The organism is Chryseobacterium sp. YIM B08800 (genome assembly GCF_026163565.1).
In the GTDB taxonomy this organism is placed as follows: Bacteria; Bacteroidota; Bacteroidia; order Flavobacteriales; family Weeksellaceae; genus Chryseobacterium.
Genome location: NZ_JAPDKN010000026.1, coordinates 41,042 through 67,103, shown reverse-complemented (window position 1 = coordinate 67,103; position 26,062 = coordinate 41,042). Strand labels below are relative to the sequence as shown.

Genomic DNA, 26,062 nt, shown 5'->3' with positions numbered 1-26,062 from the left:
TATTTCTGGTGATTCTGTTTATTTCATTGGAAGAAAAGGCACAAAAAAACAAATCTTGAAAATATCTTTATAAACGTATAATAATTTAAAATATTTCGTTTCGGCGGGGTGAGCTTTGCTCACCCCGCCGAAACGAAATATGTACTTTGGGAAGTGCGTTGTCATTCAGAACGCAGCAAAGCGGAGTGAAGAATCTATCTTAATAACCTTAACCACTTAACGAAAACCTAACGGTTAAAGTTTTAAAATACTTCTCCTTCGTCGAAATGACAAACCGTTTAATCGTCGTGTTTATTCGTGAAAATATTAGTGGAATTTGTGTTTAAAATTTAAAATAAAATATCTTTGCTCAATGAATCAAAACAAAACCGTTCTCATTCTCGGAGCCAATTCTGATGTTGCCAAACAATGTATTTTACAATATGTTGCAAAAGGATTCTCTATAATTGCTGCTTCCAGAAATACCAATTCTTTAAAAATTTTTATTCAGCAAAATAATATTAATTCAAAAGTTTCGGTTTTATCTTTTGATGCTGCAGATTTTGATTCACATCAGAAATTCTATGATCAAGTTCCAATAAAACCACACCTTGTCGTTTACGCAGCCGGATTTTTAGTTGATAATGAAAAAGCATTAAGAGATTTCAAAGGAGCCCAAAAAATGATGACGGTCAATTACATGGGCGCAGTTTCTATTCTGAACATTATTGCGATGGATGAAAGCAATAAAAACTTAGAAAGAATCATCGGGCTATCTTCTCTTTCCGGAGTGAGAGGTCGAAAAAGCAATTTCGTTTACGGAAGTACAAAAGCCGCTTTCACTACTTACTTGGCTGGTTTAAGACAGGAATTAGTTAAGAGAAATATAACAGTTAATGTTTTAGTAAGTGGATATATTAATACAAAAATTAATGCCGGTTTAGACCTCAATAAAAGTTTTCTTATGAAACCTGATTATGTTGCAAAGCATATCGTTAATGCTGGAAATTCTTTTACGATCGTTCCCAATTTTAAATGGAAATTGATTTATTTTATTTTAAAAATCTTGCCGGAAAGCTTGGTGGCAAAATTGCCATAATTATTTTTTTAATCTTGATTTACATTTTAAAAAATCAAGAATCTCTTGATACTGATTCGTTTCATCTTTGTCAATAATAAAAGTAAATGGGCTACCTATTTCAATCGTAATATAAATAGTTTCATTTAAAATCTCATAAGAAACATTTTTCCAGATACTTCTGAGATCATACGGCTCACTTTTAATATGAAATGAGGTATCATCGAAATATAGCTCTGTTACGTAGCTGAATTTTTTGATGCCATCAATATATTGGTTGACTTTAGAAATGTAGTTTGCTTTATTAAAATAGAAGAGAATTAAGGATATGAATATACAAGTTAGGAAAAAATAACCGAGAATTTTAAAAAAATCAATTCTACTTCTATCGCCTTTAAATACACTGTCTATGATTATTAATAATAAAACAATAAAAAGAAAATTTTTTAATAACGATGGAAATTTTTTCTTCCAAGAATGGTAATAATATTTTTCAAGTTGTCTCCTTGTAATTTTTTCATTAAAATTTATTAAAACTTTTAAAGAGTTTTCCAGCATGTTTTTTTACGCAAAAGTATAAGATTACTCCCTATCCTGCAACAACTCCAGCGCCTTCATCATATCAATTCCCTTTCCTAAAACAGGTTTAAACAAATCTCCTTTTTCCTTTATTCTTTCCAAAGCATTTTCAATAGTAAAATCAGTAGGTTTCAAGCCTTTTTTTAGTTCATCCCATTCAATCGGCATTGAAACTGACGCTCCTTCTTTTGGTCTCAAGCTGTAAACACTCGCTAAAGTTTGTCCCTGTCGGTTTTGAAGATAATCGAGATAGATTTTTTTGTCGTCTCTTTTTTGTAAACTTCTTTCTAATGTTGTGATTTTTGGAAGTTTTTCATTCACCTGCTTCATCAGAATGTGGGCAAAATCTTTCACCTGATCATAATCGTACGCTCCGCCCATTGGAATATAAATGTGAATTCCTGTACTTCCTGAAGTTTTACAATACCCTTTTATTTTAATTGAATCTAAAACTTCTTTCACCTGTTGCGCTGTCTCAATCACATCGTTAAAACTATTTTTTTTCGAAGGATCAAGATCCAAAACCAAATAATCAGGATGTTCCAGATCAGGAAGCGAAGAGTTCCACGGATTAAAATCAATGCACCCCAGATTGTTCAGATAAGCTAAGGTCGCTTTATCATTGCAAATAGCGTAATCGATGTATTTATTGGTAGATTCTGAATGAACTTTTGTTGTTTTGATCCAATCAGGAAAAGAATCTCCAGTGTCTTTTTGGTAAAACCCTGAATGATCAATTCCGTTTGGAAAGCGGTTTAAAGAAAGCGGACGGTTTTTCAGATGGGGTAAAATATATTCGGCTACGGACTGATAATATTCTACAACATCGCCTTTGCTGATTTTATCTTTCGGAAAATAAATTTTATCCTGATTCGTGAGCTTTATTTTATGACGGTTCAGTATAATTTCAGTGTCTTTTTCAAGATCACTTTCTGTTTTTTCGGTGGATTTTTTAGTCGTCATATTTTTAGATTTGGCAGTTTTCTGATTAGCTTTTTTAACTGAATTACTGATTTCTTTCGCATCTTTATCTTCTCTGATTACTACAAAAACAGGATGACGGAACATTCCGTCTTTTGTGATTTCAGAATATTTTATTTCGCAAACCAATTCAGGTTTCGTCCATGTTACCGGCATATTTGTTTTAGGAATCGTTTCAAAAGGTGATGTTTTTATCACTAATTTTTTCAGTCTTTGATGAAGCTCATTCAACAAATCATTATTAAATCCGGTTCCGGTATGTCCTGAATAAATCAGTTTTCCATCGATGTATTTTCCTAAAATTAAAGCTCCAAAACCTTGTCTTGAACCTTTGGGTTCTGTAAAACCACAAATTATTGCTTCTTCGGTATTTGTAAATTTTATTTTAAGCCAATCGGAGCTTCGGCTGTTTTCGGTATAAATGCTGTCCGATTTCTTGGCAATCATTCCTTCCAGCTTCATTTTTTTCATCTGATTAAAAAAGGCAATTCCTTTTTCAGGAATATGATCACAGAATTTGATCAGGTCTGTTTCAATTAAAGCATCTTTTAAAAGCTCTTTTCTTTGAATTAAAGGCAGTTCTTCGGTAGAATGACCATTGAGCCAAAGCAGATCAAAAACCTGATATGTTAAAGCCAGATTTGGGTTGTCGCCAATTTGCTGTAATAATTGAAAATTGGGTTTTCCGTTTTCATCGTAAGCGACAATTTCGCCATCAAGAATCATTTTGTGTTTTTGCTGACTGAAATCTTCGGCAATAGTGTCGAATTTTGATAAAAATGAAATACCGTTTCGGGAATAGAAGAGCGGATCCTTTTTGCTAAGATCGGCTACAGCCCGGTAACCGTCCCATTTGATCTCAAAAATCCAGTCTTCGTGATCAAAAGCTTCGTCAGAAGATTTTGCGAGCATAGGTTTGATGAATTTTTCGAGTTTTTTTTCATCAACTAAAGAATTGAACCGTTGAAATTTTGGTTTTGTTTCAGAAGTTATGACTTCTTTTTGCCGCTTTTTAGGCTTTTTTTTTCCTCTAAAAATTTTGTAACCTGTGAATTTTTGGCAGTATTTTCTTCGGCATCATATTTTTCTTCAGCAAATTTATCTTTGTGTTTAATCAAAAGCCAGGCGTTGTTTTCGGCATTTTTCATTTTAACCAAAGCAAATTCTCCTTTTAGTTTTTTACCGTGAAGAATAAATTTTAAAGAACCTGCTTTCAGTTCTTTTAACAATTCTTTTTCATCAGAAAGTTTACTGGTTTCGTCTAAAGGTTCATAAGTTCCGCTGTCCCAGATTTCAACTTGTCCGGCTCCGTAATTTCCTTCAGGAATATTTCCTTCAAAATCTTTATAATCGTAAGGATGATCTTCAACCATCATCGCCAAACGTTTGTCTTCGGGATTTAGTGATGGTCCTTTCGGAACGGCCCAGCTTTTCAGAACGCCTTCCATTTCTAAACGAAAATCATAATGAAGTCTTGATGCAGCATGTCTCTGAATCACAAAAATAAGTTGGTCTTTGCTTTTTTTTGTTTTTCCTTTGGGTTCGGTAGTTTCATCGAACTTTCTCTTATTATTATAATCTTTAAGTACCATAATCACGAAGCATTTTTAGATTTTGGACTTTGTAAACTGGCTTTTAACTGTGCCATTAAATCAATCACTTTGCCTTGTTTTGCAGGTTCTGATTTTTTTAGTTTTACGGTTTTACCTTTTGCTTTTTTCTTAATAATTTTAAGCAGTTCAGCAGAATAAGTATTCTTGTAAAATTTAGGATCAAAAGGCTCTGAAAGCTGCTCGATAAGATTTTTTGCCATTTTCAGTTCGGCAGGTTTGGGAGCTTTTTTGGCAGGAATTTTAAGTTGTTTGTAATCTCTGATTTCCTGATCAAATCTTAATCGGTTTAAAACCAAAACCTCATCATTATAAGGACGAATCATACCGATCGCTTCACTGTCGCGAAGAACAAACGTTCCGATGCCGACCATTTTAGTTTGCTGCAAAGCTTTTATTAAAAGTCTGTAAGCATTTTCACCGTTTTTTTGTGGCTCAAGAAAATAAGGAGTTTCAAAATAAACAGAATCTACTTCAGCTTCTTTTACGAAATGCTCAATAGAAAGAATTTTGGTTTTCTCGGGACTTGCAGCTTCGTAATCTTCATCTTCCAGAACAACGTATTTATCGTCCATAAGATACCCTTTTACAATGTTTGCCCACTTTACTTCCTTGCCTGTTTTTTCGTTAACTCTTTTGAATTTTATATTAGAAAAGTCAGATTTATCCAGCATATCAAGATCGAGTTTGCTGGTTTCTGTCGCAGAATAAATCTTCACAGGAATATTGACTAAGCCAAAACCAATGGCACCGTTCCAAATTGCTTTCATTGTCTTACTTTTTTAGAAAAACTTGCAATGATTGTGCCGTGAGAAAGTTATTTTGTGACTGTGGTACTTATGGGATTTCTTTAAATTTTGATTTCTTTTCGAGATATTGAATTGTTTTATCTAAATTATCCTTGTCGACATTAGCTTTATCTAAAATAAAAGTCATAAAATTTGAAGCTGTGATGTGTAAATATTGATTTTCTAAAATACAATATGTGATTTCATCCCAAATATATTTATATTCAGATTTGTAATTTTTAAAAGAGAAATGTGTGGGAGTAAATTTCCAAATAACATCTTTCGAATTTTCTTTAAGCTCATTACATTCCTTAATCAAAATATTTTCAAATTCCCTTTTATGTTTTTTGTAAATTAAAAAATAGTCAAAGAAATTAATAATATATATTAAACCAATTCCTAAAAGAAAATAACCAAATGGTGGAAAATAAAAAATCATAAACGCAGCCATCGCAAGAAAAAAAATACCGCTTACAAGCCTTTTTTGATTCTTTAATAAATTATTTTTCCATATTCTTTTGAACTCATATTGGTTTATTTTTCTTAAAATTTGTTCCGAATTTGGAGTGTTGTAGGTAAGAGTTTGTTCAATCATATTATAATTATTCATAAAGGGAACTCCCTTTCAGGATATCTGCGAAAATTTGCCAGTCTACTTTTTCTAAATCTATTTCCTGATTTGTGTTTTTATAATATCCATCAATATCTTCTGTATAACGACAGACTGCTTCTAAATAATCTTCAAGAGTTTTATTTTCCCATTGTTCTTTATTTTCAATAAAGTCAGCTCTGAGGTTGTCTATGAATTGAGTAAATTCTTTTTTTGTCATTATTTATTGAGGATTAATAGTGTCTTTTTGAATATAATCTAATTTATCAGTTACAATATCTCCAATGTCTGCATCCAGATAGTATTTTTTAGAAATAATTATATATCTATTTTTTTCATAACAATGCCTAATTACTTCAATAGGAATACCTTCATTATTTTCTAAATTGATATATCCTGTAAAATGATCACATCTGTAACGTCCTTCTGTACCTTGAAAGTTATTAAAAGCATCTTTCAAATCTTCTTGACTAAAAAATATTCCATTAATTTCTGTAGAAATAATTTTATTGTTCTTTAAAGTATTGTGAAAATCTTTTTTTATAATTGCCTTAGCTCCAACAAAACAAAAAGTACTGGCTGTAAGTAGGGTTAATGAAATATATGTTAACCTATCTTTTTTTTCTGAAGATTCTTCTTGTTTGTTTGGAGGGTAATACGTTGATTTTTTTATGATTAATAAAATTAAAAAAACAATTCCGATTATTGCGGAAATAAACCCAAGAGCACAAAGTATTGAGATGAATGTATTCATAATAAAAAAGCGGAGAAAAAATCTCCGCTTCTAATTTATGCTTTTAAATTTAATTTCAATTCCAATTCATCGAGTTGTTCATCAGCAATCGAAGAAGGCGCATCGATCATCACATCTCGTCCAGAATTATTTTTAGGGAATGCGATATAATCTCTGATCACTTCGTTTCCGTCAAGAATGGCTACCAAACGGTCAAATCCGAAAGCTAAACCTCCGTGAGGCGGAGCTCCGTATTTGAAGGCGTTCATTAAGAAACCGAACTGTGCTTCTGCTTCTTCTTTTGAGAATCCTAAAAGATCAAACATTTTAGATTGAAGATCTTTATCAAAAATTCTGATAGAACCTCCACCAATTTCGTTTCCGTTCAATACCATATCGTAAGCGTTGGCTCTTGCTTTTCCAGGGTCTGTTTCCAATAAATGAATATCTTCAGGTTTTGGAGAGGTGAAAGGGTGGTGCATTGCGTGATAACGTCCGCTTTCTTCATCAAATTCCAATAATGGGAAGTCAACAACCCAAAGTGGTGCGAAAACGTCTCCTTTTCTTAATCCTAAACGATTTCCAAGCTCCATTCTTAATGCTGAAAGCTGAGTTCTTACTTTGTGCTCGTTTCCGGAAAGAATCAACATTAAATCGCCTTCTTTTGCTCCGAATTTTTCGATGATTTTTGCTAAATCTTCCTCGTTGTAAAATTTATTTACAGAAGAAGTTTTTACACCGTCATTCTGGAATTTAGCCCAAATCATTCCTGAAGCTCCGATTTGTGGTCTTTTCACCCAATCAACAAGTTCGTCGATTTGCTTTCTTGTATAATCTGCACATCCTTCAACATTGATTCCGACAACCAATTCAGCATCATCAAATATTTTGAAATCTTTTCCTTTTACTAATTCGTTCAATTCCACGAATTCCATTCCGAAACGGATATCCGGTTTGTCGTTTCCGTACTTCTGCATCGCATCTGCGAATGTCATTCTTGGAAATGCCCCGAATTCCTTACCGGTAATATCTTTAATCAATGTTTTGGTCATTCCTTCAAAAACATTCATTACATCTTCCTGCTCTACGAAAGCCATTTCACAGTCGATTTGTGTGAATTCCGGCTGCCTGTCGGCTCTTAGATCCTCGTCACGGAAACATTTAACGATCTGGAAATATTTATCCATTCCACCAACCATCAACAATTGTTTGAAAGTTTGTGGAGACTGTGGCAATGCGTAAAACTGTCCCGGATTCATTCTGCTCGGTACAACGAAATCTCTCGCTCCTTCCGGAGTAGATTTGATTAAAACCGGAGTTTCAACCTCGATAAATCCTTCGTCTGAAAGATAATTTCTAACCTTTTGCGCCATTTTGTGACGGAAGATCAATTTATCTTTTACAGGATTTCTTCTGATATCAAGATAACGGTATTTCATTCTTAATTCTTCACCTCCGTCCGTTTCATCTTCAATCGTGAAAGGCGGAAGCTGAGATTCATTAAGAACTTCTAATTTTTCAACTAAAATTTCAATTTCTCCTGTTGGAATATTTGGGTTTTTGCTTACTCTTTCAATTACTTTTCCTGTAACCTGAATCACAAATTCACGTCCCAATTTTTTTGCATTTTCCATCAATTCTGCTGTGGAACGGTCTTGGTCGAAAACCAACTGGGTAATTCCGTAACGATCTCGAAGATCTATCCAAATCATAAATCCTTTATCACGAATGGTTTGTACCCATCCTGAAAGTGTAACTTCTTCATTAAGATTTTTAAGAGATAATTCTCCGTTTGTGTGCGATCGAAACATTTGTTTTAGATGTTAGATATTAGACGTTAGATATTAGACGTTAATGTGTCTAATTTTTCGTTGGCAAAGATAAGGTTTTTGAAAGTTTTTAAAACAAAAAAACTCCCCGAAGGAAGTTTTAAGCTATAATATTATCAATTTTTCTAAAGAAGTGCAGCCGTTTCCGGGTGTTTATTTTCTAAAGCATGATCTTTAGCTGTTTTGCCGTTACGATCTTTTACCTCTTTTTTTGCTCCTTTTTTCAAGAAAAGTTTTACCGTATCTGTGTATCCATACATTGCAGCATACATTAGCGGAGTAGTGTCGCTACAAGATTTGTTTACATCTACATTATTTGTAAACAAATAGTTGATTACGTTTACTCTTTCGTATCTTGCGCTTAAAGATAAAAGGTTGTAAGGTACTTCTTTGATGTCGAAACATTTAGTAAGCTCATCTTTCTTGAAGACCTTTTTTACATCTTCTATTTTATCTGTCTGGAAAATTCTCATCTTATCACCAGAAAGTTCTTGTGCAAATAATCCGTTACTAAAAATAGCGATTCCAAATAATAAAGTAGTAGTAATTATTTTTCTCATAAATTTTAATTTTATCTAAACAATATACAAAGCTAATTAATTTTTTTGATACATGTTGCTAATTATTAATCCATTTCATTGCTTTTTCTAAAATTTCATCTTTGTTGTTTTTGATTCCCTCGATTGTCGGCTTTACTTCTACATCAGGAACAATTCCTATTCTTTGGGTTTCTTGTCCGTCGGGATAATAAATTCCGATTCCACTAATCATAGTTTTAATATTTCCGGGAAGAAAGAAATCGGAAACGTTACCATCTGCGCCAGCAGTTTGCGAGCCAAAAACTTTTGAATTGGGAGCAGTTCGGAAGGCCATTGTATGATATTCTGCACTGCTTTGTGTAGTTTCGTTAATTAAAATAGCAATTTTTCCTTGATAAGAATTTTTTCCGGATCCCGGAACCTCTAAACTTGATGTGAAAGTAAAAAGTCCTGGTTGGTCATTTTTTGTTTTTGTGAATTTAACAAACTCTGTAGATTCGGGTTTTAATAATTTCCCCATTTTGAATGTTAGGAAATCTGAAGGATAGCTTCTGAGATCAATTATCAAACCTTTAGTGTCTTTTATTTTTTCAAAAATTGCAGGAAGATCATCGGCATTTGCACTTCCCATATATAAATAGGCAAAATTGTTATCGAGCATTTTGAAAAATTCTTTTTTCTCTCTTGTGTATTTTAGCTCAGGACCAGTGTATGTTTTAATTGTTTTTTCTTCAGTCTTTCCATTTCTTGTCAATTTTATTTTGATTGTTTCATTGTTGCTTCTCATTAGATTGGGTGCTACATCTCTCAATTGGGTAGTATAATTTGAACCCGGAATATATTTGAGTAAATTATTTACAAAATCTTCTGTTTTCACACCATTAATTTCTGTGATAACATCACCTTTCTGAATTCCGGCTTCTTTGGCAAAACCTTCATTGTAAAAATCATTAACGACCGCCTTGTTTTCTGCAAAAATTAACTGAAGAGCTGTATATCTTGTTCCAAAAAAATGATGAATTCTTTTATTATAATTTATGATATCCGCATGTGTATCTCGTATTCTTGTGATTATTTCAAGAGACACCAAAGCGTATTCGGTTTCATCTTTTGTATTGATAAATTTCGGGATAAATTCTTTTAAAACATCTTTCCAGTCTTCTTCAATAAGATTTTTATATGGGAAATAATACTGAATCATGTTCCAATATCTGTACAATGAAAGCAAACGGAAACCTTCATCAGGATATGTCATCTTTAGATAAGGGTTTTCATTTTTAAAATCAGGATTTCCGGCATTGCTAAAGAATTCTACATAATAGTTTCCTCTGGGTCTTTTCGCATTTTTTATTTTTAAAAGTTCATCAGAAAGTTCTTTTGAGAAGCCTGAATTTGTGATCCAATCCAAATCAGGTTTAAATTTCACATTTTCTGCCTCAGATTTTTTTTCTGTTTGATATTTACCTAAATTTTTAATCCACTTTACAAAAATTTCATCTCTCTGATTAGATGGAACTCCTCTTGTCTTTTCATATATTCTGAAAAGCTCATAATCCCAATTGTAATTTCCTTCTGCTACACTTGGATGATAGTATTTAAGATACCCCCAAATTAGCCCAAGTTTTGTAAGATAATCCAGATTTTCTTTCTCAAGATTTATATTTGAAATTTTTGAGCCTAGATCAAATTCTTTGTCTAAATTGACTTTGGTCAGCTTTTTCTGAAAAACTTTTGCATTTTTAATATCTTTTCCATCGATAGAAATTTTTAGATTATCAACCCACATTTTGCCTTTTCCGGAAAGCAAAGCACCAAAAACTATTTTTTGAGTATTTTCTGGTGACATATTTAGGGTTACCTCATATTTTTTCCAGTCGTTTGTTCCTTTTAAATCTACTTTTTTCATATTGTCAAAAGCAATTTCAGGATCGATTCTTAGCCAAAGACCTGCAAAACCGTCAGTGATATTTTCTGTTTTGATGTAACCGGAAAGCGTAATTTTTTTCCCGGCATAATTTTCCGGAAGTGTGTACATCAATGCTTTAAATCCTGAATTTTCTGTAGCATGAAATAAAGCCGAAGTCTTGCCTTCTTGTTTTTCTTTTGAGTCTGCAGATATTTTTGCTGTACTGTCACCAAATGTTGTCCATAGAGAAGGAAGCTCTTTATCAAAACTTTCAAAGTTGAGATTTTCGATTTTTTGTTGAGCAAAAGAATTTAAACCCAGTATCAATAAGGTCGAAATTAAATATTTTTTCATGAATTATTAAATTTTTCTAAAATTAGTGAGTTGGTTTGTTTGAAAGTGAGATTGCTGCTAACTTTAAGAAAGTTTGTTAAAATGATTATTGATTTTAACAGAATCTTAGAAATAAAAACCTTAAGAAATCTTAATCTTTTTACATATTTAGAAGTGGAATTTTTAACTCAATACTAAAAAATACCGAAGAACAAACTCCGGTATTTTTCAATATTTATAATTTATAAGATATTACTTTCCTCCAAAAAGTCCGCCAAGAATATCTCCTAAACCTCCGCCTTGTTGCTGCTTTTGTTGTCCGCCTCCGCCAAGAACGCTTCCTAAAATATCATTCAAAGGATTTCCAGAAGACTGCGATTGTCCGCCACCTAAAACACTTCCGAGAATATCGTTTAATGGGCTAGATGGTTGCTGTTGAGCCTGAGTTTGTGCACCGCCTAAAATTCCTCCTAAAAGATCACCAAGACCTCCTGCTCCCACATTATTTTGTTGTTTTTCTTTACCGATATAACCCATGATTACCGGAGCAAGCATTGCCAAGATAGGTCCGATTTTATTAATAGAAATTCCCGTATTTTGTGACAATTGATTTTCAACATTCCCTTTTTCGCTTCCGAAAACGTGAGAAAGGATTGATCCGCCCTCGCTTTGTCTTGCTTCCAACTGTGAAGTGTCATCAAGAATACTTCCGTCGTGATCTTTATCTAATGCATTATTTAATGCTTCAGCTTCTTTATTGTCCTGAGATTTGTTTCTCAGATAAGAAATTACAAGAGGTGTTGCCACCGCCAAAAGTGCAAGGATTTGGTTTTTACTGATTCCGAATTTGTTTTCAGCCTTTTCTGCAACCTGATTTCCCGTATTTCCTGTAAGTAAATCAATTAAACTCATTTTTGTGTTTGTTTTTTATGTGTTAATAAACTCAAAGTTATCAAAAATATTGACAATGTCTGATTTAATTTATAACAAACTTGTATGACGGAAATATGGAATGGTAAGTTTAGTTTTTCAAAATAGGAACATTCGAACAAGCCTCACCAAACATAAGAGATTTTACAATCGGCTGAATTTTTTCTACCAATTCTACATATGCATTTTCTGGAATTAGCTTGTCAGAACAGCCTTTTACCAAAACTCTTTTTCCTTCCATTACAGAAAAGTCATGGCTGTTGATCGCATCATGCATTAAGATTATTTCTAAATTTTCTAAATTTCCGAAAACAATTTTCTTTGTAATGTCTGTTAATTTAGCAGTGATTAAAAAATACGCCCAAAGCGGAACAATTGCATCTACAGAGTTGTAAACGTAAACGAAAGCATCTTTGTATTCTTCAGTATTGATAGCTGCTACTTTTTCACGAAAATCTTTCTCTTTTAAAATCATTTCCATGAAAAGGAAATCTTTTAAATCAATCCCTTTTCTTGCGCCTTTGGGAACCAAATCAGTAAGGTCAAAGTTGATCAATCCGCTTGCTGCTACTTTATTTTTTATTTCAAATTCTTCTGACATTTTTTTATCATTATCTTTGAAGCAAATTTACTCATTTCTATTTTGAAATTTGAGGTTTGATATTTGAGATTCAGAAAATCAATTATCACTCATCATTCGTTGCTTATGAAATATTATATCATCGCAGGTGAAGCTTCCGGAGATTTGCACGGCAGCAATTTAATGAAAGCTTTAAAAGAAAAAGACTCCAACGCAGAATTCAGATTTTGGGGCGGAGATTTGATGCAGAAACAAGGCGGTACTTTGGTAAAACATTACCGTGACTTGGCTTTTATGGGCTTTTTGGAAGTTGCGATGAATCTACGAACGATTTTAAATAATATTAAAATTTGTAAAGAAGATATTAAAAACAACCAACCTGATGTTTTAATCTTGGTTGATTATCCCGGTTTTAATTTGCGAATTGCCAAGTTTGCAAAAGAATTGGGCATAAAAGTAGTCTACTATATTTCTCCTCAACTTTGGGCTTGGAAAGAAGGTCGTGTTGAAATCATCAAAAAATATGTTGATGAAATGATGGTGATTTTACCTTTCGAGGAAGATTTTTATCACAAACATGGTGTGAAATCTCATTTTGTAGGTCATCCTTTATTGGATGCGATTTCTACGCTTCAGAATATTTCTGTTGATGATTTTAAAACTGAAAACGGTTTAAATGAAAAAGAAATCATTGCACTTTTACCGGGTTCCAGAAAACAGGAAGTAGAAAAAATGTTGGAAATGATGCTTTCTGTTCGTCCGCATTTTGAAAATTATCAGTTTGTGATTGCGGGTGCACCAAGTCTTGAAAAAGAATTTTATCAAAAATATGTTGATGAAAATGTGCATTTCGTTTCCAATAAAACCTATGATTTGCTGAGGTGTTCAAAAGCAGCTTTGGTGACTTCGGGAACTGCAACTTTAGAAACTGCTCTGTTGAATATTCCGGAAGTAGTTTGCTATCGCGGAAGCAAAATTTCTTACGCCATCGCCAAAAGATTAGTCAAAAACATCAAATATATTTCTTTGGTAAATCTGATTATGGATAGGGAAGTGGTGAAAGAATTAATTCAAAGCGAGCTTAATACTAAAAATCTAGTCAAAGAATTAAATTTCATTATTGATGGTGAAAAAAGAAGTGAAATGCTTCAAAATTTTAAATTACTCAGAGAAAAATTGGGCGGAAAAGGGGCAAGTGAAAATGCGGCTGATGTAATTTTAAATCTCAAAAAATAGAAATAAATCTATTTCGGTATTCTAAAATTTTCTAACTTAGTTTGTTCAAACACAAATGATTTTGAACAAGCAGCCTCTTTTGATTGTTGTACTCTGTTTTATTCTTGGGATTTTCTTTCAGGATGAGTTTTCTTTAAAGCAAAACTCAATCTTTTTAATTGTCGCTTTTTTGATTTTTGTTTTCGGATTGTTTTTTCTGAAAACTCATATTTTATTTAAAATCAGAAGCCTGCTTTTGATGATTTTCTTTTTCGGATTGGGAATTACTTTTCATTTTTATAATAATTCTACTACTCAAAAGGTTGATTTAAAAACCAATGAAACCATCATTTTTAAAGTTTCTAAAAAATTAAATTCAAACGAAAAATATAAGAAGTATGAAACCTCAATTGAAGTTGATGGTAAAATATTTGATGCCATTGTTAATATTGAAAAATCTCAGAAAGAATTAGATTTTAATCATTATTACAAAGCGAAAGCCTATCTTGTTCAGCCCAAATCACCGGAACACGATTTTCAGTTTGACTATTCAAAATATTTAAAGCGGAAAAATATTTTCTATCAATGTTATATTAACGGAGAAATTTCTTCTGCTGCAAGAAGCGATTTGAGTTTTACAGAAAAGATAAAGCAAAAACGTCTGGAAACTTTACAGAAAATCAATAATTCTGAAATGTCTTTCCGCAGTCGTGAATTTTTAAAAGGAATTATTCTTGCAGACCGCACTGAAATTGATGCTGAAACTGTTCAGGATTTTAACCGTTCCGGATTGGTGCATTTTCTTGCTATTTCAGGAACGCATATCGTTGTAATTTTCGGAATGTTTTATTTTCTGATGATGAGGTTTTCGTCTGTTCGTATGAAAAAATATGCCATCGTTATCAGTTTGCTATTCATCTGGATTTTTGCATTTTTCATTGGATTTGGAAATTCTGTTGTAAGGTCTTGCATCATGATTTCGGTATATTTTATTTATGTTTTACTTCAACGGAAACCAGATTTGCTCCATTCAATGGCACTTTCGGCGTTTATTATTTTGATTATTGATACGCAACAGATTTTTGATGTAGGTTTTCAGTTGAGTTTTCTGGCGGTTTTAGGTATTTATTGGCTCAATCAACCCATTCTAAAATATCTTCCGAGACAGGATAATTTTTTCAAAAAACTTATCTATAATACAATTTCAATCTCTGTTGCGGCGCAATTGGCAACTTTGCCTCTGGTTTTATATTATTTTCATCAGTTCTCATTGATTTCCATTCTCGCCAATTTTATAATCGTTCCGTTTTCTGAGTTGATTATTATATTTTCTTTTTTAATGACAGCTTTGATGGGTTTTAATTTAGATTTTGAAATAATTAGTGGGTGTTACGATTTTATTATTAAGATTTTGCTGAAAGTGATTCATTGGTTTGCTGATTTCGATGCCGTTTTCTTTGAAAATATTCCTTTGAATTTGGCTGAGGTTTTTCTCCTGTTTGGAATTATTTATTTTCTGAAATTTATGCTTGATAAACTCAGTTTTAGAAATATTTCAAATGTAATTTTAGCGATTACAGTATTTTTTATCGTGAGAATTTCTTTTAACCTATTTGAAAATCAGAAAGATGAGTTTTTAGTTCATCATTATAAAAAAGAAAATGTTATTTCCGTGAAAAAAGGAAACAAGGTCATCTTTTGGATAAATTCTTCCGAGGATAAAGATAAAATTCAACAATATATTATCAATCCGTATGTTTCTTCACGCAGAATAAAAAAAATAGAAATCAAAAACTTTCCGGCTTCGACTAAAATGGTAAAGTTTGAAGGTGAAATTTATCAATTAAAGTAATCTCAAATTTTAATGCTTTTTCTTGTATTTAATATACTTATGAATCTTATTTAGAAAGATTACAAACTGTCTAATAGTGAGATTTCTCACTTTTTAGTATTGTTAACATTTCATAATTTTGTGGAAATTCAAATTTAAACTTAATATGGCAGGTTTAACAAGTTCTACAATAGGTAGAAAATATGCTATGGCACTTTCAGCAATGTTTTTGCTGATATTCTTAGTGATGCATCTATCTACCAACATGACATCCGTTTTCAGCGAAGATGTTTTTAATGAGGCTTCTCATTTTATGGGATACAATCCGGCGGTGCAGTATCTGATGCAGCCGATTTTGATGTTTGCAGTGATTTTCCATTTTGCAATGGGGTTCGTTCTTGAGATTAAGAACAACAAGGCTCGTCCGATTAAATATGCGAACAACAACGGAGCAGCTAATTCTACATGGATGTCTAGAAATATGATTATTTCCGGAGCTGTGATCTTAGCTTTCTTGGTATTGCATTTCTACGATTTTTATTTTCCTGAAATGAATTACAAATACATTCAGGGAAATACTCCAGATGAAACAAGATACTTCGCTGAGCTTCACCACAAGTTTCACGATCTTTGGAGAGTTGCACTTTATGTTGTGGCTTTCGGATTATTAGGTCTGCATTTGTCACACGGTTTCCAGTCTTCTTTCCAGTCGATTGGAGCAAGACACCCTAAATACACTCCTGTTATTAAAGCTTTCGGAAACTGGTATTCAATCTTGATTCCTGCAGGTTTTATTTTTATTGCAATTTTTCATTACGTAACTCAATAATATCAATATACTAATTATGAGTAAATTAGATTCGAAAATTCCAGGAGGTCCTTTAAAGGATAAGTGGAAAAATCATAAAGACCATATGAACCTTGTTGCACCAAACAACAGAGATAAGATTGATATTATTGTTGTAGGTACAGGTTTGGCAGGTGGTTCTGCTGCAGCTACTTTAGCTGAGCAAGGATATAATGTAAAAGCATTCTGCTACCAAGATTCACCAAGAAGAGCACACTCTATTGCTGCACAAGGTGGTATCAATGCTGCTAAAAACTATCAAGGTGATGGTGACTCTACTTACAGATTGTTCTACGATACCATCAAAGGTGGTGACTATAGAGCAAGAGAGGCAAACGTTTACAGATTAGCTGAAGTTTCTGCAAATATTATTGACCAGTGTGTTTCTCAAGGAGTTCCATTTGGTAGAGATTACGGCGGACAATTAGATAACCGTTCATTTGGTGGAGTTCAGGTAAAAAGAACTTTCTACGCAAAAGGACAAACTGGTCAACAGTTATTATTAGGTGCATATTCTTCATTAAGCCGTCAAATCGGAAAAGGAAGAGTAAAAATGTACAACCGTCACGAAATGCTTGAATTGGTAATCGTAGACGGAAAAGCAAGAGGAATTATCGCAAGAAACCTAGTGACAGGTGAAATCGAAAGACACTCAGCTCACGCAGTGGTAATTGCTTCAGGAGGTTACGGAAACGTATATTTCCTTTCTACCAACGCAATGGGTTCAAACGTTTCTGCAGCCTGGAAAATCCACAAAAAAGGAGCATACTTCGCAAACCCTTGTTATGTACAGATTCACCCGACTTGTATTCCGGTTCACGGAACACAGCAGTCTAAACTGACTTTGATGTCTGAATCTCTTAGAAACTCTGGAAGAATCTGGGTTCCTAAGAAAATTGAAGATTCAGTTGCCATCAGAGAAGGTAAATTGAGACCTGAAAACATTAAAGAAGAAGATAGAGATTACTATTTAGAAAGAAGATATCCTGCATTCGGAAACTTAGTGCCTCGTGACGTTGCGTCTAGAGCTGGTAAAGAAAGATGTGATGCTGGTTTCGGAATCGAAAATAATGATACTAAAGAAGGTGTTTACCTTGATTTCTCTACAGAAATTACTAAGAAAGGTAAAGAAGCCGCTATCGAAAAACATATTCACAATCCTACAGATCAGCAGATCTACGACTTAGGAAAAGCTTGGATTGAAGAAAAGTATGGTAACTTATTCGTTATGTATGAAAAAATTACTGCGGATGATCCTTACAAAACTCCAATGAAGATTTATCCTGCAGTACACTATACAATGGGTGGTGTTTGGGTTGATTACAACTTACAATCTACAATTCCTGGATGTTTCGTAATTGGTGAAGCAAACTTCTCAGATCACGGAGCAAACAGATTGGGAGCTTCTGCATTAATGCAAGGTTTGGCAGACGGATACTTCGTTCTTCCTTACACGATTGCAGATTATCTTTCTGCAGACATCAGAACAGGAGAAATTCCTACAAATTCTGCTGAGTTTGATGCAGCTGAAAAAGAAATTAAAGACAAAGTAAACTTCTTTGTTAATAATAAAGGAACACATTCTGTAGATTATTTCCACAAAAAATTAGGACACATTATGTGGAATAAAGTGGGAATGGGAAGAACTCCTGAAGGTTTAAGAGAAGCTATTGAAGAAATCGATCAAGTGAAAAAAGATTTCTGGAAAGACGTAAAAGTAATGGGTGAAGCTGAAGGAATGAACACCGAGCTTGAAAAAGCATTCAGAGTTGCAGACTTTATCGAATTAGGACAGTTAATGGCTATCGATGCTTTACACAGAAACGAATCTTGTGGTGGGCATTTCAGAGAAGACCATTCTACTCCTGAAGGTGAGGCAGAAAGAGATGATGTTAACTTTAAATATGTAGGAGCTTGGGAATATCAGGGTGATGATATCAAACAAGAAGTTCTGCACAAAGAAGACCTTATCTATGAGAACATCGAAGTTAAAGCGAGAAGTTACAAATAATCTCCAACCTATAAATAAATAATTATGAGTGCAAAAAAAGGCCTTCATCTTACGCTGAAAATTTGGAGACAAAAAAATACAAAAACTAAAGGTCAGTTTGAGACCTATAAAATATCAGATGTTTCTACAGATTCTTCATTCTTGGAAATGTTAGATATCCTGAACGAAAACTTAATCAACGAAGGAAAAGAACCTATCGCTTTTGACCACGACTGTCGTGAAGGAATCTGCGGAATGTGTTCTCTTTACATCAATGGTAGAGCTCACGGTCCTGATACTGGGATTACAACGTGTCAGCTTCACATGAGAATGTTCAAAGATGGTGAAACTATCGTTATTGAACCATGGAGAAGTGCTGCGTTCCCTGTTATCAAAGACTTAATGGTAGACAGAAGCGCATTCGACAGAGTAATGGCTGCAGGTGGATTTATCTCGGTAAACACTTCAGGAAATACATTAGATGCAAACGCAATTCCAGTTCCTAAAGAAGATGCAGATAAAGCAATGGATGCTGCAGCTTGTATCGGTTGTGGAGCTTGTGTAGCGACTTGTAAAAACGGTTCTGCAATGCTATTCGTTGGAGCTAAAGTTTCTCAATACGCACTTTTACCTCAAGGTAGAGTAGAGGCGAAACGTAGAGTTCTAAACATGGTGAAAGCTATGGACGAAGAAGGGTTCGGTAACTGTTCAAATACAGGAGCTTGTGAAGTAGAATGTCCTAAAGGAATTTCTCTTGAGAATATCGCAAGAATGAACAGAGAATACATGGCTGCTTATGCAGACAGAGGATAATCTGTTTTAAAATAAATTATAAAAAATCGTCTTCCGTTGCGGAGACGATTTTTTTAGTTAAATCTTTCATAAATTACCTTCAAATATTGCATTTAGTATATTTGAAAAACTTATTTTTGCTAAATTATTTAAAATCAAAAATGAAAAAATATCTTTTGTTGTTTGTCATTGCAATATTCGCAATGTCTTGTTCAAAAAAAGTTGAAGTAAAAGGAAAAATTGCAGGCAGTTCTCCATTAGAGAGAATTGAGTTTGTAGAAGCTTCCGGTGTTGCTACCTTGCCATTGGCTAACTTTGGTATCGATAAAGACGGAAACTTTACAGGAACTTTTGAAGCTCCAAAAAATGGAATGTACGTGATTAACTATGCAGGAAAGCAAAACCTTATTTTCCTTAAAGGAGGTCAGAAACTTAACATTTCAGGTAATTCTGCTTCTTTTCCGAACGAATATGTAGTGACTGGTGATGCAAAAAGTGATAACGACTTCTTTCAGGCTTGTCAGAAATTCCTAACAACTTACGGTCAGACTTTGAATATTCAGCAGTTGGCTTCAGGTGATGAGGCAACTTATGTAAAGGCAATGCAAAAAATTGAAGCCGATGTGAATAAAAACATTGACGAATATGTAAAGAAATTTAATCCTGGAAAAGAAGTGGTTGAATGGAAAAGAACTGATGCTAGAGTAGCAATTCTTAATTTATTGGTAAATTATGAAATGACTAAAAAACAGATGTTGGGTAATCCTTCATTCAAACTAGCTAAAGTATTCACAGATTACGAAGCTAAACTTCAGGAGAATAAAGAAACCATGATTAAAACAAGTCCGTTTTACAGACAGTATCTTTTAACAAAAATGAGTCCGGATTTCCAAACATTTGCTCAGGCAAAAGCACAAGGGAAAACAGATGTTACAACTTCAGAATTATTCAATGAATTCTTGAAGGGTAAAAAAGAAGTTTCTCAAACAGAAAAAGATTATTTATTGGCTTTTGTAATGGCTCAGTCTGATGTACATCCACAAACTCCAGCTGCTACGACTGATAAAATCAAAAAAATTATTGAAGAAGATATTAAAGATGCCACGATTAAAGCAGATTTAAAAAAGATGCTTTTCGTAATCAACGGATTCAAAATTGGTGACGATGCTCCGGAAGCAGCTTTGGTAAAACAAGACGGTTCAGCTTATAAATTAAGCGAGAACAAAGGAAAACCTTACATGATGGTATTCTATGCATCTTGGAATCCTTACATTGCTGAAGGTACAATGCCTGTTTTGAAAGAAGTTGTGAATTTCTACAAATCTAAAATGAATTTCGTATTTGTAAATTTAGATGATACTAAAGATCAGTTTACAAAAACAAGCAATGCTTTATTAAAAGGAATTCCTGGAACTAATGTTTACGGTGACGGAGGTTTAAACTCTGATATTGCTAAAAAATATGGAGTATATGGTTTCAAATTACCAAGCTTCATCGTAGTTGATAAAAACGGTAAAGTAGCAAGCAGATCTTTTGTAAATCTAGGTGATCAGGATTTGATTACAATCTTAGACAAGCAAACAGGTCTTTCAGCTCCAAAGGTAGATCCTGCAGCTCAATTGCAGATTGACCCTTCAGCTTTACAGCAACAAGCGGCTCCACAGGTTGAGAAAGTTCCGGTTGAAGCAAAATAATTAGCTTAAACAAAATATAAAAAAACCTTGTCTTCGGATAAGGTTTTTTTTATTGTATTTTTGCAGACAAAATTGAAACTGAAAGGTTTCAGAGAAAATTATTAGAAAAATAGAAAATAGGTGAAGGTAGGGTAGAAAGTTATCTTCATTATACTGAAATTGATATGAGAAAGAAGAAAGACGTAATTCTTGAGAATATAAAACTTTTTGCAGCAGGTGCAAAAGGTGTTGCGATAGGGAAAACTGAAGAAGGGAAAACTGTTTTGGTTTCCGGAGCTATTCCTGGAGATGTGGTGAATGCAAGAGTAAAAAAATCAAAATCAAAATATTTTGAGGCTGAAGTAAAAGAAATTGTCGAAAAATCACCGTTCAGAGTTGAGCCGAAGTGTATTCATTTCGGAACTTGTGGTGGTTGCAAGTGGCAAAATATGAGCTACGAAAAGCAGCTTGATGTTAAACAAGAAGAAGTTTATAACAATATCAAGAGAATTGGCGGAATCGATGATTTTGAAACCGTTCCTATTTTGGGTGCTGAAGAGCAGTATTTCTACAGAAATAAAATGGAATTTTCTTTCTCGAATGCAAGATGGTTGAGTCATTACGAAATAAGTTCTGAAGAAAACTTTGGAAGCAGAGATGCTTTAGGTTTCCATATTCCGGGAATGTGGAGCAAAATTTTAGATCTAAAAGAATGCTTTCTTCAGGAAGATCCGTCAAATGCAATACGTTTGGCGGTGAAAAAATTCGCTGAGAATAAAGGCTTAGATTTTTTTGATGTTAAAAACCAGGAAGGTTTCTTAAGAACTTTGATGATGAGACAAAATTCTAAAGGAGAATGGATGGTTTTATTCCAGCTTTACAGAGAAGAAAAAGAAAACCGTACGCAGCTTTTTGATTTCTTGCTGGAACAATTCCCACAAATAAAAACGTTGGTTTATGCCATTAATCCTAAGCAAAACGATTCAATCTACGATCAAAATATCAAAGTATATTTCGGAGAAGGATTTTTAATGGAAGAAATGGACGGTTTGAAATTTAAAATCGGTCCGAAATCTTTCTTCCAGACTAATTACAAACAGGCTTTAGAGTTATATAGAAAAACACTTGAATTTGCTGATTTAAAAGGCGATGAAGTGGTTTACGATTTATATACAGGAACCGGAACGATTGCTCAATATGTTGCAAGAAACGCAAAACAAGTAATTGGAATCGAGTCTGTACAGGAAGCAATTGATGCAGCAATCGAACACGCTGAATTGAATGGTTTAACCAATACAACATTCTATTGTGGTGATATGAAAAACGTTTTCAATGACGAGTTTTTAGAAAATCATCCAAAAGCTGATGTGTTGATTACCGATCCACCAAGAGACGGTATGCACCAGAAAGTTGTTGAGCAGATTTTGAAACTGGCTCCGGAAAAAGTAGTGTATGTAAGCTGTAATTCTGCAACGCAGGCTAGAGATTTAGCTTTAATGAAAGATCATTATACTTTGGTGAAGATTTTACCGGTAGATATGTTCCCGCAAACCCACCATGTGGAGAATATTGCTCTGCTTATCAAGAAATAATTACTTAAATTTGAAAATCAAAAAATTTAATGAATATGATAAAGAACTGTAAAGCTGTTTTCTTAGTTGGTGCATTATTTTTTACTCAGCAGAATTTATTTTCTCAGGAAAAAGAGAAAGATTCTACAGTGGCTGTAAAAAAAGATACTGCCGTAGTAAAGAAAGATGATAAAAAGAAAAGTCTGATCAAACCATTTAAAGAAATCATTACCGATAAAGCGGTTTCAGATCAGGGAGTTTTTACGGTTCATAAAGTAGACGACAAATATTATTTTGAAATTCCGGATGCGATGCTGAAAAAGGAGTTTCTTTTGGTAACAAGATTAACAAAAGCAGCTGCAGGAATGCGTTCAGGGACTTCTGGTTATGCAGGAGATCAAATCGGGCAGCAAGTTATTGCTTTTGAAAAAGGTCCCAAAGATAAAATATTGTTGCGCTCGATTTCTCACGTAGATTATGCGAAAGATTCTACTTCGCAAATGTATAATTCGGTGACGAGAAATAATGTGCAGTCTATCATTAAATCTTTTGATGTAAAAGCTTACGGAGTAAAGAACAATTCTTCTGTAATTGAAGTTACAGATGTTCTGAATTCTGATAACGAGCTGACTTCTTTTTCGGTTTGGTCTAAAGATTCTTACAGAGTCGGGACTTTTCAGAAAGATATGTCATTCGTCAATTTTGTGAAATCTTTCCCTACAAATATTGAAATTAATACCACTAAAACTTTTGCAAGAACTTTAGGAACGCCTGCAACACCTGCAATTCCGGGAAGACCCGCACCAAAAATCAGTGGAAATTATACAGTGGAAATTAACTCTTCTTTCGTACTTCTTCCTGAAAACAAAATGCAGGCAAGATATTTTGATCCGAGAGTTGGATATTTTACAGTGGGGTATACCGATTTCGATTTAGATCCTCAAGGTGTAAAAAGGATTTCTTTGGTTAAAAGATGGCGTCTTGAGCCAAAACCACAAGATTTAGAAAAATATAATAAAGGTGAATTGGTAGAACCTGCAAAGCCGATTGTATTTTACATCGATCCTGCGACTCCTAAAAAATGGGTTCCTTATTTAATGCAAGGAGTTAATGATTGGCAAAAAGCTTTTGAAAAAGCAGGATTTAAAAATGCAATTGTTGCAAAAATTCCGGATCCGAAAGTAGATACAGAATGGAGTTTGGAAGATGCAAGATTTTCTGCAATCGTTTATAAACCTTCGGATGTACCGAATGCTTCAGGACCTTCAATCGCTGATCCTAGAACGGGAGAGATTTTAGAAAGCCACATCAATTGGTATCACAATGTAATGTTGTTGCTAAGAAACTGGTATTTTGTACAGGCTTCACCCAATGATGAAAGAGCAAGAAAAATGGAGTTTGATGAAAAGCTAATGGGTGAACTTATTCGTTTTGTGTCTTCTCACGAAGTTGGTCACACTTTAGGTTTAAGACATAACTACGGATCAAGCTCTACCGTTCCTGTTGAAAAATTAAGAGATAAAAAATGGCTGGAGAAAAACGGCCACACTCCTTCGATTATGGATTATGCAAGATTTAATTATGTTGCACAACCCGAAGATAAAATCGGTGATGCCGGAATTTTCCCAAGAATTGGTGATTATGACGATTGGGCAATCGAGTGGGGATATAAAAGATTTAATCAGTTTAAAACTCCTGATGCAGAAAAACAATATCTGAACCAGTGGGTAATTAAAAATCTTAAAAACGAGAGACTTTGGTTTGGTACAGAAACCAATCCTTTAGATCCAAGATCTCAAAGTGAGCAAGTTGGTGACAATGCCATGATTGCAAGTACTTACGGAATCAAAAACTTACAAAGAATTGTTGATAACTTAGATAAATGGACGAAAACACCAAACGAAGATTATAAAAATCTCGACATGATGTACGATCAGGTGACGACTCAATTTAAAAGATATTTAGGTCACGTTTCAAAATATATCGGTGGACAAATGGAAACTCCGAAAACTGTAGAGCAAACAGGTGCCGTTTATGAAGTTGTTGCCAAAAAAGACCAAAAAGAGGCGATGAAATTTTTAAGTGAAAATGTTTTCACTACTCCGCAATGGTTGCTTAAAAAAGATATTTTTGAGAAGACTGGTAAAACTCCGGTAAAAACAGTTGAAGAAATTCAGAATGTTGTTTTGGGAAGAATTTTAAGCCCGATGGTGCTTCAGAGTCTTTATCAATCTGAAGCGGTTGATCAAAATTCATATCCTTTGGTTGAGTTTTTCTCAGATTTAAACAATTCAATTATTATAAAAGATAACGCAGATATTTACGGAAGAAATCTTCAGAGAAATTATGTAGATACTTTAATAAGATTAATTGATAACAAAAATTCTGATAAATCTGATGTTTCTGCTATTGTAAGAGGAAATTTAAATACCATTAAAAAAGATCTTTTAGCAAAAAATACTTCTAACGATTTGGTCAGCAAATATCATAATGAAGATTTGGTTTTCCGTATTGAGAAAGCTTTAGATCCAAAATAACGATTTAAGTATGAAATATTTTAAATTCATCATATTCATTCTTGCACTCTCATCGGTTATTTCTTGCGGAAGTGATGATGATATCTGCGAAAGCGGTGAGGGTACACCTCGAATGAAAATTTCATTTAGAAAAGGTAGTCAAATCAGTGTGCTCGATTCCATTAAAATTTATGCTGATCTTGGTACAGGAATAGTAGATTTGGGTTGGAAGCTAAAAGTTGATTCTGTATTTGTACCGTTACGTGTAGATGATTCTCCTTTTACGGATATTTATGTAAAAACTACTACACAGGAAGATTCTACGAGAGTAAGAGTAAATTATACGACAAAATCTATTTACGTTTCACCGGGATGTGGTGTGAAGAGAAATTATGAAAATGTAAATTCAGTATTATCAACACCGAATTCTTTGAAAAGTGTAGAACAAGGGCAAAATTTTATAGAAAATGAAGACAAGACTAATTTATTCTTTAATTTTTAGTGTTTTCGGTTTGCTGATTTTTTCTGCACAGGAAAAAGTGGAGGCTGAAAAACCAAAATGGAAATACGAACCCAATTTTATTGTGGGTGTTGATGTCTTGAATGCAGGAGTTTCATTTTTCTCAGACCGACAAATGTTTCAGGGATTTATTTCTTCCAAAGTAAAAGATAATCTCCACGGAATTATAGAAGCCGGTTTTGATAAAAATATTTACCAAAATAATGGCTACGATGCTAAAACAAGCGGACCTTTTGTAAAAATCGGAGCCTTTTATATGTTGGCAAGAGACCGCGAAAATGATTTCAACGGCTTTTATGGAGGAGGAAAAATCGGTGGATCATTTTATAATCAGGAATATATGAAGATTCCGGTTCGTGGTTTTGCCGGAAACAGCTCATCAGTTTCAATGCCTTCTTCTTCGCAATCATCTTTTTGGTTGGAAGGAAATTTAGGCGGAAGAGTACAGCTGTTTGAATCTAATTTTTACATCGATGTCAGTATGCAACCACGTTATTTAATGGTTACTTCAAAGCAGGATGATGTTGTTCCAATGATTGTTCCCGGTTTTGGAAAAAGCTCTAATAAATTTAATATGGGCTTTGCCTGGAATATTGCATATAAGTTTTAATATAAAACAGTTTAAAATCTGA

23 protein-coding genes are annotated in these 26,062 nt (G+C 33.6%); 11 read left to right on the top strand and 12 right to left on the bottom strand.

The features are described 5' to 3' along the window. Window positions 1-352: 352 nt before the first annotated feature. Complete coding sequence (locus OEW74_RS11240; RefSeq protein WP_265428583.1) at window positions 353-1,078, top strand: SDR family NAD(P)-dependent oxidoreductase; 726 nt, start codon at window positions 353-355, stop codon at window positions 1,076-1,078. Here OEW74_RS11240 and OEW74_RS11235 read toward each other — a convergent pair whose 3' ends face one another. The 12 genes from OEW74_RS11235 to OEW74_RS11180 all read right to left on the bottom strand — a co-directional run bounded on the left by OEW74_RS11235 (window position 1,079) and on the right by OEW74_RS11180 (window position 12,496). Continuing rightward, window positions 1,079-1,615, bottom strand: coding sequence for a hypothetical protein (locus OEW74_RS11235; RefSeq protein ID WP_265428582.1), 537 nt, complete (start codon window positions 1,613-1,615; stop codon window positions 1,079-1,081). A 24-nt stretch (window positions 1,616-1,639) separates the two neighbouring features. After that, window positions 1,640-3,529 carry a DNA ligase D gene (gene ligD, locus OEW74_RS11230; RefSeq protein WP_265428581.1) on the bottom strand — a complete coding sequence of 630 codons (1,890 nt, stop codon included), beginning with the start codon at window positions 3,527-3,529 and terminating at the stop codon, window positions 1,640-1,642. Window positions 3,530-3,606: 77 nt separating this feature from the next. Continuing rightward, window positions 3,607-4,209, bottom strand: a complete 603-nt coding sequence (locus tag OEW74_RS11225) for a DNA polymerase ligase N-terminal domain-containing protein (RefSeq protein ID WP_265428580.1) — start codon at window positions 4,207-4,209, stop codon at window positions 3,607-3,609. Window positions 4,210-4,211: 2 nt separating this feature from the next. Next, window positions 4,212-4,997, bottom strand: a complete 786-nt coding sequence (locus tag OEW74_RS11220) for a Ku protein (protein WP_265428579.1) — start codon at window positions 4,995-4,997, stop codon at window positions 4,212-4,214. A gap of 67 nt (window positions 4,998-5,064) precedes the next feature. Then, window positions 5,065-5,610, bottom strand: coding sequence for a hypothetical protein (locus tag OEW74_RS11215; protein ID WP_265428578.1), 546 nt, complete (start codon window positions 5,608-5,610; stop codon window positions 5,065-5,067). A 7-nt stretch (window positions 5,611-5,617) separates the two neighbouring features. After that, window positions 5,618-5,845: a hypothetical protein gene (locus OEW74_RS11210; protein ID WP_265428577.1), complete on the bottom strand. Its 228-nt coding sequence runs from the start codon at window positions 5,843-5,845 to the stop codon at window positions 5,618-5,620. A 3-nt stretch (window positions 5,846-5,848) separates the two neighbouring features. Beyond that, entirely contained in the window at window positions 5,849-6,379 is a 531-nt protein-coding gene (locus OEW74_RS11205; protein WP_265428576.1) for a hypothetical protein, read from the bottom strand. Between the two features lie 35 nt (window positions 6,380-6,414). Beyond that, window positions 6,415-8,169: an aspartate--tRNA ligase gene (aspS, locus tag OEW74_RS11200; RefSeq protein ID WP_265428575.1), complete on the bottom strand. Its 1,755-nt coding sequence runs from the start codon at window positions 8,167-8,169 to the stop codon at window positions 6,415-6,417. Between the two features lie 143 nt (window positions 8,170-8,312). Next, a complete protein-coding gene (locus OEW74_RS11195) occupies window positions 8,313-8,747 on the bottom strand; it encodes an ankyrin repeat domain-containing protein (protein WP_204532357.1) in 435 nt (144 codons plus the stop codon). A 58-nt stretch (window positions 8,748-8,805) separates the two neighbouring features. Further along, complete coding sequence (locus OEW74_RS11190) at window positions 8,806-10,986, bottom strand: S41 family peptidase (protein WP_265428574.1); 2,181 nt, start codon at window positions 10,984-10,986, stop codon at window positions 8,806-8,808. A 231-nt stretch (window positions 10,987-11,217) separates the two neighbouring features. After that, window positions 11,218-11,877 carry a DUF937 domain-containing protein gene (locus OEW74_RS11185; RefSeq protein WP_265428573.1) on the bottom strand — a complete coding sequence of 220 codons (660 nt, stop codon included), beginning with the start codon at window positions 11,875-11,877 and terminating at the stop codon, window positions 11,218-11,220. A 109-nt stretch (window positions 11,878-11,986) separates the two neighbouring features. Beyond that, window positions 11,987-12,496 carry a DUF2480 family protein gene (locus tag OEW74_RS11180; protein ID WP_265428572.1) on the bottom strand — a complete coding sequence of 170 codons (510 nt, stop codon included), beginning with the start codon at window positions 12,494-12,496 and terminating at the stop codon, window positions 11,987-11,989. A 105-nt stretch (window positions 12,497-12,601) separates the two neighbouring features. Here OEW74_RS11180 and lpxB point away from each other — a divergent pair, with 105 nt between their 5' ends. The 10 genes from lpxB to OEW74_RS11130 all read left to right on the top strand — a co-directional run bounded on the left by lpxB (window position 12,602) and on the right by OEW74_RS11130 (window position 26,040). Next, entirely contained in the window at window positions 12,602-13,711 is a 1,110-nt protein-coding gene (lpxB, locus tag OEW74_RS11175; RefSeq protein ID WP_265428571.1) for a lipid-A-disaccharide synthase, read from the top strand. Between the two features lie 55 nt (window positions 13,712-13,766). After that, on the top strand, window positions 13,767-15,542 hold the full coding sequence (locus tag OEW74_RS11170; protein WP_265428570.1) for a ComEC/Rec2 family competence protein: 1,776 nt from the start codon (window positions 13,767-13,769) through the stop codon (window positions 15,540-15,542). A 145-nt stretch (window positions 15,543-15,687) separates the two neighbouring features. Next, entirely contained in the window at window positions 15,688-16,350 is a 663-nt protein-coding gene (locus OEW74_RS11165) for a succinate dehydrogenase cytochrome b subunit (protein ID WP_265428569.1), read from the top strand. A gap of 16 nt (window positions 16,351-16,366) precedes the next feature. Further along, window positions 16,367-18,379 (top strand): fumarate reductase/succinate dehydrogenase flavoprotein subunit, encoded by a 2,013-nt coding sequence (locus OEW74_RS11160; protein WP_265428568.1) that lies wholly within the window; start codon window positions 16,367-16,369, stop codon window positions 18,377-18,379. A gap of 24 nt (window positions 18,380-18,403) precedes the next feature. After that, window positions 18,404-19,171 (top strand): succinate dehydrogenase/fumarate reductase iron-sulfur subunit, encoded by a 768-nt coding sequence (locus OEW74_RS11155; RefSeq protein WP_074232040.1) that lies wholly within the window; start codon window positions 18,404-18,406, stop codon window positions 19,169-19,171. Between the two features lie 140 nt (window positions 19,172-19,311). Then, complete coding sequence (locus OEW74_RS11150; RefSeq protein WP_265428567.1) at window positions 19,312-20,844, top strand: TlpA family protein disulfide reductase; 1,533 nt, start codon at window positions 19,312-19,314, stop codon at window positions 20,842-20,844. 164 nt (window positions 20,845-21,008) lie between these two features. Next, complete coding sequence (gene rlmD / locus OEW74_RS11145) at window positions 21,009-22,415, top strand: 23S rRNA (uracil(1939)-C(5))-methyltransferase RlmD (protein WP_265428566.1); 1,407 nt, start codon at window positions 21,009-21,011, stop codon at window positions 22,413-22,415. A 35-nt stretch (window positions 22,416-22,450) separates the two neighbouring features. Continuing rightward, window positions 22,451-24,931 (top strand): zinc-dependent metalloprotease, encoded by a 2,481-nt coding sequence (locus OEW74_RS11140; RefSeq protein ID WP_265428565.1) that lies wholly within the window; start codon window positions 22,451-22,453, stop codon window positions 24,929-24,931. Between the two features lie 10 nt (window positions 24,932-24,941). Continuing rightward, window positions 24,942-25,412, top strand: coding sequence for a DUF6452 family protein (locus OEW74_RS11135; RefSeq protein ID WP_265428564.1), 471 nt, complete (start codon window positions 24,942-24,944; stop codon window positions 25,410-25,412). After that, window positions 25,378-26,040 (top strand): DUF6048 family protein, encoded by a 663-nt coding sequence (locus tag OEW74_RS11130; protein ID WP_265428563.1) that lies wholly within the window; start codon window positions 25,378-25,380, stop codon window positions 26,038-26,040. The genes OEW74_RS11135 and OEW74_RS11130 overlap by 35 nt, the downstream gene beginning before the upstream one ends. Window positions 26,041-26,062 lie beyond the last annotated feature (22 nt).

Excerpts from the sequence above, each read along its gene's own strand:
- OEW74_RS11240 (WP_265428583.1), top strand. The coding sequence starts at position 353 with ATGAATCAAAACAAAACCGTTCTCATTCTCGGAGCCAATTCTGATGTT.
- OEW74_RS11235 (WP_265428582.1), bottom strand. The coding sequence starts at position 1,615 with ATGCTGGAAAACTCTTTAAAAGTTTTAATAAATTTTAATGAAAAAATT.
- ligD (WP_265428581.1), bottom strand. The coding sequence starts at position 3,529 with ATGCTCGCAAAATCTTCTGACGAAGCTTTTGATCACGAAGACTGGATT.
- OEW74_RS11225 (WP_265428580.1), bottom strand. The coding sequence starts at position 4,209 with ATGGTACTTAAAGATTATAATAATAAGAGAAAGTTCGATGAAACTACC.
- OEW74_RS11220 (WP_265428579.1), bottom strand. The coding sequence starts at position 4,997 with ATGAAAGCAATTTGGAACGGTGCCATTGGTTTTGGCTTAGTCAATATT.
- OEW74_RS11215 (WP_265428578.1), bottom strand. The coding sequence starts at position 5,610 with ATGATTGAACAAACTCTTACCTACAACACTCCAAATTCGGAACAAATT.
- OEW74_RS11210 (WP_265428577.1), bottom strand. The coding sequence starts at position 5,845 with ATGACAAAAAAAGAATTTACTCAATTCATAGACAACCTCAGAGCTGAC.
- OEW74_RS11205 (WP_265428576.1), bottom strand. The coding sequence starts at position 6,379 with ATGAATACATTCATCTCAATACTTTGTGCTCTTGGGTTTATTTCCGCA.
- aspS (WP_265428575.1), bottom strand. The coding sequence starts at position 8,169 with ATGTTTCGATCGCACACAAACGGAGAATTATCTCTTAAAAATCTTAAT.
- OEW74_RS11195 (WP_204532357.1), bottom strand. The coding sequence starts at position 8,747 with ATGAGAAAAATAATTACTACTACTTTATTATTTGGAATCGCTATTTTT.
- OEW74_RS11190 (WP_265428574.1), bottom strand. The coding sequence starts at position 10,986 with ATGAAAAAATATTTAATTTCGACCTTATTGATACTGGGTTTAAATTCT.
- OEW74_RS11185 (WP_265428573.1), bottom strand. The coding sequence starts at position 11,877 with ATGAGTTTAATTGATTTACTTACAGGAAATACGGGAAATCAGGTTGCA.
- OEW74_RS11180 (WP_265428572.1), bottom strand. The coding sequence starts at position 12,496 with ATGTCAGAAGAATTTGAAATAAAAAATAAAGTAGCAGCAAGCGGATTG.
- lpxB (WP_265428571.1), top strand. The coding sequence starts at position 12,602 with ATGAAATATTATATCATCGCAGGTGAAGCTTCCGGAGATTTGCACGGC.
- OEW74_RS11170 (WP_265428570.1), top strand. The coding sequence starts at position 13,767 with ATGATTTTGAACAAGCAGCCTCTTTTGATTGTTGTACTCTGTTTTATT.
- OEW74_RS11165 (WP_265428569.1), top strand. The coding sequence starts at position 15,688 with ATGGCAGGTTTAACAAGTTCTACAATAGGTAGAAAATATGCTATGGCA.
- OEW74_RS11160 (WP_265428568.1), top strand. The coding sequence starts at position 16,367 with ATGAGTAAATTAGATTCGAAAATTCCAGGAGGTCCTTTAAAGGATAAG.
- OEW74_RS11155 (WP_074232040.1), top strand. The coding sequence starts at position 18,404 with ATGAGTGCAAAAAAAGGCCTTCATCTTACGCTGAAAATTTGGAGACAA.
- OEW74_RS11150 (WP_265428567.1), top strand. The coding sequence starts at position 19,312 with ATGAAAAAATATCTTTTGTTGTTTGTCATTGCAATATTCGCAATGTCT.
- rlmD (WP_265428566.1), top strand. The coding sequence starts at position 21,009 with ATGAGAAAGAAGAAAGACGTAATTCTTGAGAATATAAAACTTTTTGCA.
- OEW74_RS11140 (WP_265428565.1), top strand. The coding sequence starts at position 22,451 with ATGATAAAGAACTGTAAAGCTGTTTTCTTAGTTGGTGCATTATTTTTT.
- OEW74_RS11135 (WP_265428564.1), top strand. The coding sequence starts at position 24,942 with ATGAAATATTTTAAATTCATCATATTCATTCTTGCACTCTCATCGGTT.
- OEW74_RS11130 (WP_265428563.1), top strand. The coding sequence starts at position 25,378 with ATGAAGACAAGACTAATTTATTCTTTAATTTTTAGTGTTTTCGGTTTG.